The organism is Brevundimonas sp. (assembly GCF_013823285.1).
Taxonomy (GTDB): Bacteria; Pseudomonadota; Alphaproteobacteria; order Caulobacterales; family Caulobacteraceae; genus Brevundimonas.
Window position 1 is genome coordinate 1 of the sequence record NZ_PNLV01000093.1, and the last position, 9,389, is coordinate 9,389.

Annotated in this window: 8 protein-coding genes and 1 pseudogene; 1 reads left to right on the forward strand and 8 read right to left on the reverse strand. The window is 66.4% G+C overall.

Annotated elements, in window-relative coordinates; translation table 11 throughout:
- The 8 genes and pseudogenes from tsf to C0461_RS11670 all read right to left on the reverse strand — a co-directional run.
- A partial coding sequence (tsf, locus tag C0461_RS11635) for a translation elongation factor Ts (RefSeq protein ID WP_292107099.1) occupies positions 1–857 on the reverse strand: 857 nt, incomplete at its 3' end.
- Positions 858–1,214: 357 nt separating this feature from the next.
- Positions 1,215–2,012: pseudogene (gene rpsB, locus C0461_RS11640) on the reverse strand (30S ribosomal protein S2); the annotation flags it as partial.
- A 357-nt stretch (positions 2,013–2,369) separates the two neighbouring features.
- Positions 2,370–3,671: a mechanosensitive ion channel gene (locus tag C0461_RS11645; protein ID WP_292107100.1), complete on the reverse strand. Its 1,302-nt coding sequence runs from the start codon at positions 3,669–3,671 to the stop codon at positions 2,370–2,372.
- 203 nt (positions 3,672–3,874) lie between these two features.
- The gene (locus C0461_RS11650; protein ID WP_292107102.1) at positions 3,875–5,560 is read right to left on the reverse strand and encodes an HWE histidine kinase domain-containing protein; all 1,686 of its coding nucleotides are present in this window, start codon (positions 5,558–5,560) and stop codon (positions 3,875–3,877) included.
- 167 nt (positions 5,561–5,727) lie between these two features.
- Positions 5,728–6,204 (reverse strand): nuclear transport factor 2 family protein, encoded by a 477-nt coding sequence (locus tag C0461_RS11655; RefSeq protein WP_292107104.1) that lies wholly within the window; start codon positions 6,202–6,204, stop codon positions 5,728–5,730.
- 13 nt (positions 6,205–6,217) lie between these two features.
- Complete coding sequence (locus C0461_RS11660; RefSeq protein WP_292107105.1) at positions 6,218–7,411, reverse strand: serine hydrolase domain-containing protein; 1,194 nt, start codon at positions 7,409–7,411, stop codon at positions 6,218–6,220.
- A gap of 145 nt (positions 7,412–7,556) precedes the next feature.
- Positions 7,557–8,159: a hypothetical protein gene (locus C0461_RS11665; RefSeq protein ID WP_292107107.1), complete on the reverse strand. Its 603-nt coding sequence runs from the start codon at positions 8,157–8,159 to the stop codon at positions 7,557–7,559.
- A gap of 108 nt (positions 8,160–8,267) precedes the next feature.
- Positions 8,268–8,915, reverse strand: a complete 648-nt coding sequence (locus C0461_RS11670; protein ID WP_292107108.1) for a hypothetical protein — start codon at positions 8,913–8,915, stop codon at positions 8,268–8,270.
- A gap of 200 nt (positions 8,916–9,115) precedes the next feature.
- On the opposite strand from C0461_RS11670, the gene C0461_RS11675 reads away from it, so the two are divergent.
- Positions 9,116–9,389 (forward strand): hypothetical protein (locus C0461_RS11675; RefSeq protein WP_292107111.1); only part of this gene is annotated, 274 nt, incomplete at its 3' end.

Below are 9,389 nucleotides of genomic sequence, written 5' to 3' on the forward strand. Positions count from 1 at the left end.
CGGGTGAAGCCCACCAGCTTGAGCTCGGCGCCGAATTCCTTGCCCGAGTCCGCCACCAGCTGCTCGATGGTCTGGTCCGGGTTCATGACGAAGGGCTGCTTGGACAGCACCACTTCCTTCTGGAACTTGGCGATCTGGCCTTCCACGATCTTGGCGATCATGTTGTCCGGACGGCCGTCTTCCCTGGCCTTCTCGGTCAGCACCGCGCGCTCGCGCTCGATGGCGGCCGGGTCCAGGTCGTCGGTGTTCAGCGACAGCGGCGCGGTGGCGGCGATGTGCATGCCGATCTTGCGGCCCAGGTCGCGCAGGGCGGCCTTGTCCGCGGCGCCTTCCAGCGCCACCAGCACGCCGATGCGGCCCAGCGAGGGGGCCACGGCGTTGTGCACATAGGACGCGACCACGCCTTCGGACACCGAGTGACGGGCCACGCGGCGCACCTGCATGTTCTCGCCGATGGTGGCGATCAGGTTGGTCACCTCGTCCTGCACGGTCTTGCCGCCGGACAGGGTCGCGGCGTTGACGCCCTCGACGCCCTCGACGTCCAGCGCGGCTTCGGCGAAGGCCTTGGCGGCGTTCTGGAACAGCTCGTTGCGGGCCACGAAGTCGGTCTCGGCGTTGAACTCGATGACCGCGGCGGTCTCGCCCTTGCCGTCTTCACGGCTGGCGACGGCCACCAGGCCCTCGGCCGCGACGCGGTCGGACTTCTTGGCGGCCTTGGACAGGCCCTTGGTGCGCAGCCAGTCCATGGCGGCTTCCACGTCGCCGCCCGTCTCAACCAGCGCCTTCTTGCAATCCATCATGCCCGCGCCGGACTTTTCGCGAAGCTCCTTCACGAGGGCGGCAGTGATCTCGGCCATGGTCTCTCTCCTGAATTTCGTATGCGGGAACGGCCGGGCGTTACCCCGACCGTATGTCAGTTTCTCGTTCCACCGCCGCATCAGGCGTCGATGGGTCATCTTTTTCCGCTCATCCCCGCGAAAGCGGGGACCCGGTCCTGTCCAGCGTGACGCCGGTGTTTCAGGACCGGGAACCGTGATGGCTTACGCCGAGGCCTTCTCGGTCTCGACAGCGTCGTTGGCGTCCGAAGTCGCTTCCTTGGCGGCCTCGTCAGCCACAGCCGGAGCCTCTTCAGCCTTGGGCTCCTCAGCCTTGGCTTCTTCGGCCTTGGGTTCGGCCTTGGGCTCTTCAGCCTTGGCTTCCATCTCGGCGGCGACGCCTTCGGTTCCGGCCGGGGCGGCCTCTTCCTTGGCGGCCGGAGCCTTCTCACGCAGGGCCGGCTCCACCGGGTTCTCCATGGCGCCCAGGTCCACGCCCGAGGCGGCGGCGCCGGTGGCCAGGCCGTCCAGCACCGCGTCCGCGATCAGGTCGCAGTAGGTCTGGATGGCGCGGGCGGCGTCGTCATTGCCCGGGATCGGATAGGTGATGCCGTCGGGATCGCAGTTGGTGTCCAGGATCGCGATGATCGGGATGTTCAGCTTGCGGGCTTCCAGGATCGCGATCGCTTCCTTGTTGGTGTCGATCACGAACATGATGTCCGGCACGCCGCCCATGTCCTTGATGCCGCCCAGGGACAGCTCCAGCTTGTCGCGCTCGCGCTGCAGGGTCAGCAGCTCCTTCTTGTTGCGGCCGTCGCCGCCGCCTTCAAGAATGCCGTCCAGCTCGCGCAGGCGGGCGATGGAGCCCGACACGGTGCGCCAGTTGGTCAGGGTGCCGCCGAGCCAGCGGTTGTTCATGTAGTACTGGGCGCAGCGCTTGGCGGCCTGGGCCACCGGATCCGACGCCTGACGCTTGGTGCCCACGAACAGCACGCGGCCGCCCTTGGCCGCCACGTCGCGCACGGCCAGCAGGGCCTGGTGCATCAGCGGCATGGACTGCGACAGATCGATGATGTGGATGTTGGAGCGCGAGCCGAAGATGTAGCGCTCCATCTTCGGGTTCCACCGGTGCGTCTGGTGGCCGAAGTGCGCGCCGGCTTCAAGCAGGGTGCGCATGGAGAATTCAGGCAGAGCCATGATCGTTTTGTCCTTTTTCCGATCGAACCTAGCGTGGGCGGTTAAAGGCCAAAATGGCCCTCGGAACGGAGCAAACCGGGATGTCTCCCCGGAACGCGCCACGCCCACGTGCGAAGTGCGGGGGCATTTAGGGTGCTGGCCCCGGAAAAGCAAGGGGATGGGCCGGAGGGCGGTGGTCCCGGTCCGGATTTGGGCCCGACCCGCCCCCATCCATTGACGCCCCGGCGCGAAACCCGACCTTCGGTCAACGATCGCTCTGGCCCGAAGCGGCGCCGATTTCGGACCCCGGAAGTTCCGGGTCGTGCATTCCGCAAAAAACGAACGCCCGCTTCCGGATGAAGCGGGCGTTCAGCCGAACTAGACAGTGTCGGTCGAGGGTGGGCGGCGCGGCGTTCTGGGCCGCGGCGCGGCGGGAGACGGCGCAGTCTCCGTCCAGCGCTGTAGCATTCGGCCGGCCCACTCGCGTCCGCCCAGACCGAAAGCGAGCGCGGCGGCGACGGCCGCCGAGCCCAGGATCAGTCCGAAGGCCAGAACCACGATTTCATCGGCGATGCCCATGAAGCTCAGCCCCATGGCGACGGCCAGAGCGATGGTGGTCCACCGCACAAGCGTCGAGGCGAAGCGGTTGCCCTGCCCGGTCGCGCGCGCAGCCAGGCCTGCGAGAATGTCGGCCAGGATGACGCCGACCGTGATGATCACCGCGCCGAACAGGACACGGGCGGCCAGTTCGAGAATGCTCTCGATGATTCCGGCGGCCGCGCCGAAGTCCACGAGCCGCGCGGCCTCGATCGCCGAGAATGCGACGATGGCGAACAGGGCGATGCCCGCGACCACCCTGGACGGCGTCAGCGGCGCCGCCGTCAGGGCGGCGTCCTCCCCCGCAGACAGGGTCGACGTCGTCCGCGCACTGGCGGCGAAGGTGGTCAGACCGGACAGGCTGCGATCGAAGCCCGTGGCCGGCAGGATCCGCTCGATCAGCGAGGCGACCCAGCGACCGATGAACCACCCGATGGCCAGAACGATCGCCGCGGCCAGCACCCGGGGCAGGGCGGCCAGGACCATGGTCAGAACAGAAACGGCCGGTTGGGTGATCGTATCGACGCCCAGTTGCTCGAGGGCGGCGATCCCCACGGGGATGATGATCAGGACGAACACGAGGGTTCCGAGGGCCGGGGTCAGGCCCGTGGAACCTGTCGCTCGAGCGACGCCGGCCCGCTCCACCCAGCGCTCGGCGCCGGCGGCTGTCAGAGCCGCAATGGTCAATCGACGCGCCAGGGTCGCCAGAACGAAGCCGACAAAGAAGATGAGCGCAGCGCCCAGCAGGTTGGGCAGGAAGCCTGCCACGGAGTTCAGCAGCGTATTGAGAGGCGCCACCATGCCGCCGAGGTTCAGGACCCCCAGAGCCGCGACCACGCCGAACAACAGCACCAGCCAGAAGGCGACTTCGCCCAGGTCCGCACCAAAGGAATGGCGCGGCTCCCGGTCCGCATTGATGCGCCCGGCGCCCGGCGCACGGTCGATAAGGCGCGCCAGTCCCCACTTGATCGCCTTGCCCACCGCCCATGCCACCACGAGAATGAGAAGGGCGCCCAGAACTCTGGGCGTCCAGACTTCAATCAAGGCCTCCCAGCCGATGAACTCATAACGTGGGGTTTGCATGACCCGCCTCCCTGTCGGTTAAATGGACGTCCAGGGTGCAGCCCCCCGGTCAGGGTAGGGAACAAGACGCCTGACGCATGGTTCCGAGAAATCCGGCGCCGGGCCCGATGGATGAGGCTGGGTCTGACCAGGGGCGCCCGTGTCCCATGGGCGCACGGCTCAGGTCGACGTTCGGCCACGGAAGCGTCGCGTCGCGACGATCTTCAGCGTCCCGCCGCCTCGCCTCCGCCGCTCTTGGCCAGCGCCCCCGCTCCGATTTCGATGTCGCACTCGAAACCGCTGTCCAGGTATCTGACCTGCGCCCCGCCATGCAAGGTCGTGCGCGCGCTGTGGTCTATCAACCTGGAGCCGAACCCCTTGCGGCGCGGCGGCTCGGCCTTCGGTCCGCCTGTCTCCCTCCAGGTCAGCGCGAGGCTGTCCTCCCTGACCTCCCATTCCAGCCGCACGGCGCCGGCTGCGACGCTGAGGGCCCCGTACTTCGCGGCATTGGTCGCCAGTTCGTGCAGGATGAGGGTGAGCGCCAGCGCGGCGCCGGGAGGCAGGTTCGCGTCAGGGCCCGCCAGGGTGATGCGGTTCAGGTAGGGCTCCAGCGCCGCCTGCGCCACAACCTTGATCGGCGAGGCATCCCATGTTCGCCGCGTGAGCAGATCATTCGCTCTCGACAGGGCGAGGATGCGCTCGATGAAGTCGCCGACCCTGGGCTCGCTGGATCCTTGGAATGTGTGAATGGCCAGCGATTGAACGGTCGCCAGACTGTTCTTGGCCCTGTGGTTCAGCTCGTTGATGAGCAGCACCTGCTCCTGATCATGCCGATCTATGGCGGCCTGCCGGGCCAGCAGGGTCGCCGAAGCCGACCGGAGGGCGGCATGCACCGCCTCGAACTCCGAGAAACGCAGCCGCTCCTCCTGCGCCACATCGCCGCGCGACACGGCGGCGGCGGCGCGGGAGAGAGCACCGGCGTCGCTGCCCAGCGCCCGCGATGTTCCCCAGGCGAGGACCGCCCCGCCGACGGCGAGCGCCAGCGCCACCAGGGACAGGCCGGCGGCGCCGTGCAAGGCAGTGGCGTAGACCTCGCTTCTCGGCACGCCCACCACGAAGGTCCAGCCCGTGGTCGACGAACGGCTGAACGCCGACAAGGTCCGGGTCCCGTCCAGGGTTCTGGTCCGGGCGACGCCCTCCCGCTTTTCCTGCATGGCGCGCAGGAAGTCCGGGGTCGGCTTGCGTCCACGGAACACATCGGCTTCGCGGGAGCGGGCGACAAGCGCCTGGTTGCGATCGATGATGGAGCCTGTCCAGCTCGCTTCGAGCTGCTGGTCGGCGAAGAGAATCTGCAAGGCCTCGGGCGACTGCATGTAAGACAGAACCATGGTCTCGCCGCCCACCTGGACGAGTCGATCAATGGCGATGACCTGCTGACGACTGACGGGCCCGTTGAACAGGTCCGAGAGTCGGGGTTCGTGGGTCAGATCGTCGGGCCAGGGACGCGCCGGCAACCGCGTTCCGAGCGGAACGTCCGGCCGTCGGGAATTATAGACCTGTCCCTGACCGTCTCTCAGGGAAACCCAGGCGGCGCCGCCGTCCACCGAAGCGGACGCCTGCTCCATGAAGCTTTGCAGCTGGCCCTCGGCGAGGGCTGGTGACGCCGCCAGGGTCTGCAGGACGGCTTCCCCCTGCAGCATGTGCCGATCCAGCGCCAGGGACAGGGCGCGGGTGGTGGCCACCAGCTGATTCTCGTAGGTCCGCTGTGTCTCGGCGAAGAGGACGGCGGCCAGGATTCCCATGGCGATGACCGCTGGCACGACCAGGCCCAGGAACATCACCAGAAGCGCGCGCCGGGCTGTCCGGGGACCGCCGACCGCCGCCCTCAGGGTGTCCAGTGTTCTGCTCACGGCTCACGCCCCCGATACCGACCTTTATGGCGCAGCCGCACGGCGCGATTCAGCCTGTGTCGAGGGAACACAGCTGAGCCGGTTGCAGAGGCCCCGCGCCGCACTATCGAAAGATGTGGGGGCCGCGTCAATCTGCGTAAGGCGGCCGTCGCCGCGCCTGGGTCGCCCTACTCCGCCCCGCCGCGGATCACCCCGACCACCGCCTCGGCGTCGTCATTGGGCACGGCGAAGCTCAGCACATACTGCGCCACCTTCCAGCCGTCGTCGGTCAGCCGCAGCACCCCCGACCCGCGCAGCACGCCATAGGACGCATGCGCCAGCACCTCGTCGAACCAGGCCACGCAGCGGCAGTCGATGTCCGCGATCGTCACCGTCCGCGCCGTCGCCTCATAGGTCCAGCCGCGCCCCTGCGAAAAGTGCGGCGCCGCATAGGCCCGGAATTCCTCCAGGCTCCACCGCTCCGCCGCATCCGTGCCGATGAACCGCGCATCCGGCGTGTACAGGGCGAAATAGGCGGCCCCGTCCGCCGCCGACGCCGCCCCATGCAGCCGGTCCAGCACCGCCCCCACAGCCTCCTCATCAGACTGCCCCCAGGCCGGCGCGGCGCTCATCAGCACCGCCGCGGCGGCGATCACCATCCTCATGCCCATCTCTCCCTCAGCTCGGCGCGATCCGCTCCGGCAGCGGCGCCCCGATCACCTCGGCCACCGCCCACTGGGTCGCCATGAACAGGGCGTCCCTCTGGTGGTAGTAGTTCGACAGCGCCACCACCGTCACATCCTGCGCCGGATGATAGGTCACCAGCGCCCGGAACCCGGCCCAGCTGCCGGTGTGATAGATCTGCCCGGCCAGGAACCCCGGCTCCATCCGCGCGCCCAGGTCCGCCATGTACAGCCCGTATCCCCAGCCCCGCGGCGGCCGTCCCCGCGGGCCCTCGTCATCGGGCGGATTGTGCGGCGTGATCATGCGGCGATAGCTCTCCGCCGACAGCAGCCGCCCCCCGTGCAGCGCCCGGGTCCACACCATCAGGTCATCCGCCGTCGAATACAGCCCGCCCGACGCATAGACGATGGACGCATTGGACTCCGGCTGCGGCGTCCGACCGCCCGCCAGCCAGGCATAGCCCATGGCCGTCTCCACCGAGCCGTCGTCGAACCCGGTGCCGTCCATGCCCAGCGGGTCGAAGAACTCGACCCGCAGCCAGTCGTGATAGTCTTGTCCCGTGGCCGCCTCGAGGATCGCGCCCGCCAGATTATAGCCCGCGTTGGAGTATCGGATGCGCGTCCCCGGCTCGAAGCTGAGGCGGTACTCCGCCGACGCCGCCGTCAGCTGCTCCGGCGTCTGGTGCGTCCGCCGCATCTCGCCCCAGCCCGGCCGCTGCATCAGGTCCGGAATGCCCGAGGTGTGGCTCAGCAGATGGTGGATGCGCACCGGCGCCCAGGCGTCCGGGCACGGCTGGATCCACCGGCACACCGGATCGTCCACGCTCAGCACCCCCTGGTCCTGCAGCCGCAGGATCGCCGCCGCCGTGAACTGTTTCGACACCGAGGCGATGCGGAATTTCGTATCCAGCGCCATGGCCTCGTCCCGCTCATGGCTGGCCGTGCCGTACACCTTGCGGAACAGCACCTCGTCCCCCCGCGCCACCAGCACCGCCCCGCTGAACCCGCCCGTCACCGGCAGGGCCTCGATCCGCGCCGACAACTGCGGCAGCCGATCCACCACCACCGGCTCGGCCCGCGCCAGGGCGACCGGAACCGCCGCCTCCGCCTCATCCACCCGCCCCTGCCGCTCACAGGCCGACAGGGCGGGTGACAGGAAAACAAGGCCGGAAATCAGAACTCTAAACACGCACACATCCATACAAGGGGGGAGAGTCGGTGCACCTTACTCTGCCTTTTCCTTAGGAGGGAGCAGGCGCGCTTCGCAGGCTTGATATGAGTTTGCGTGCTGTTGACGACGGACTGAAGGGTTAGGCACGAGCGCGACGTAAAACTCAGACATTGAGCCGGGTTCTCGCAATGACCTCAAAACGATCCAGAGCACCTGCCAGAGCCGAGGCTGCAGTGTTTAGCCCTTTGGCTTCCTGATGTTCTTGATGGGTAACGTCCTCCCCACGACTAGTTCTCACTGTCTGAAAATCGACATTTCCGCGCATAGGTGCGGTATCGCGCACAATCAAAAAATAGAAATCACTGAGCAAGCTTCTTACCTTAAGCCATTCCGTATTCAGCTTTTTGTCGAGAAAATTGTACCTCGGACCATCCCAGTCAGCGTAGACGCGTCGCGAGCCGGCCAAGCGATTGGGGAGAAACTCATTCAAGAAATCGTGCTGACGAAGGAACTGACGCTCATCATGAGTAATGGTGGCTTCGATATCACCGAATAGTCGCACGTCGCTCGGATGGGATTTTGGTACTGCGGCCCTAAGCGTCGAGAGTATCCACACGCCAAAAGCAGCGACAAACGCTGAAAGCGCGGCCCAATCTGGCGTCCAACCAAGCCCAGGTCTCAGTAGGATCGCGAGAGCGGCGAAGGCACCCATGCCTGACACAAACTGGACACGCCAATCTTCGACCCATCCCAGAAACCGTCGCATTTCACCCTCCGCGTGCGCTTTAAGCCGCGCCAGTATGCCTACTGAGACTGATTTCTCCCACACAGCCGCCACAGAGCATCGGCACCCGTCCACAGAGCCTAGAGCACTTTAGGAACTCCGGTATTGGCGTGGGTCGGACGGATCGAGCTGAATACCGACTGCAACCATACGAACACCGCCAGTGGCAGCGCTATGAAGTTCGCAGATGAAGGGCTGCGTCTCTTTGGCAGTGAGGACGAAATGCACGCTCAACAGGTCCACAAACTTGCGCTGGAGGAGGCGCACGTCTTTGTGCTTCGGATCAATGTCTGTGCGCTCCCGCATCTTGTTGACGGTGCCCCAATGAAGCACGTCCCCTGTCCGGCCCCATATTCGCCTCAAGTCGCTAGCAGTCATAACGGGCGGCTGTACGGGCTCCACTTCCTTATGGCCGGGACTTACTTCCCGCACCCGCTCAATGGCGCGCGGGAAAAAGCCCGGCTCATATCCCTCTATGTCTTTGAGTATCCGGTCTGCATTATAATCCTTGCGGAGCTTTTTGACCTGCGTCGCGGGAAGCTGGTCATGCAGTACCACGCAACCTAGCGCAACTAGCTCCGCGATCATGCGGAGTTGCAGGTAGCAGAACTCCCTAACAAGGCGCGGAGGCATCAGACCCGGTTCGACCAGAATGTTATTGATCGCATCGTTTCGGACGCGAACGTCCAGCATGAGCGCGCAATAGTCCTTAGTCAGTTGATTGAGGCGCTTGTCCATCCCTTCAGTCTTAGGTTGCCAGTTATCGGGCGACCAGCAAAACGGTAGCGACGCCCGTTCCGAACCTCGAAATGAGCGCGCGCCCAACCACCCCTTAAATCCTCCCAATTTCCGGCGCCAATCCCTTGCAAAACAACGCCGCGCCCTCAAAATCCGGCCTTTTTCACCGCCGGGCTCGTGGGCGCCTCACACTGTCCGGCATGGACATCAAATTCAGATACCTCCCCGACAGCCCGCCCGTCTTTGACACCGCAAAGGCCCGCGCCCGCTTCGCCGCCGCAAAGGCCGACTATCTGGCCGGGGGCGGCGGGCCCGAGGTGTGCGAGCGTCACGGCGTCAGCCTGCGCACCTTCCGCTGGCGCGCCAAGAAGGAGGGCTGGCGCCGCGCCGACCAGCCCGCCCCCTCTCTCGCCCCCGACCCGGCGCCCGCACCGCCGTCACAGGACGACCCCCTTGTCATCCCCGAGGCGCCGC

Coding starts and splice junctions, on each gene's coding strand:
- C0461_RS11645 (WP_292107100.1), bottom strand. CDS start 3,671: ATGCAAACCCCACGTTATGAGTTCATCGGCTGGGAGGCCTTGATTGAA.
- C0461_RS11655 (WP_292107104.1), bottom strand. CDS start 6,204: ATGAGGATGGTGATCGCCGCCGCGGCGGTGCTGATGAGCGCCGCGCCG.
- C0461_RS11665 (WP_292107107.1), bottom strand. CDS start 8,159: ATGCGACGGTTTCTGGGATGGGTCGAAGATTGGCGTGTCCAGTTTGTG.
- C0461_RS11670 (WP_292107108.1), bottom strand. CDS start 8,915: ATGGACAAGCGCCTCAATCAACTGACTAAGGACTATTGCGCGCTCATG.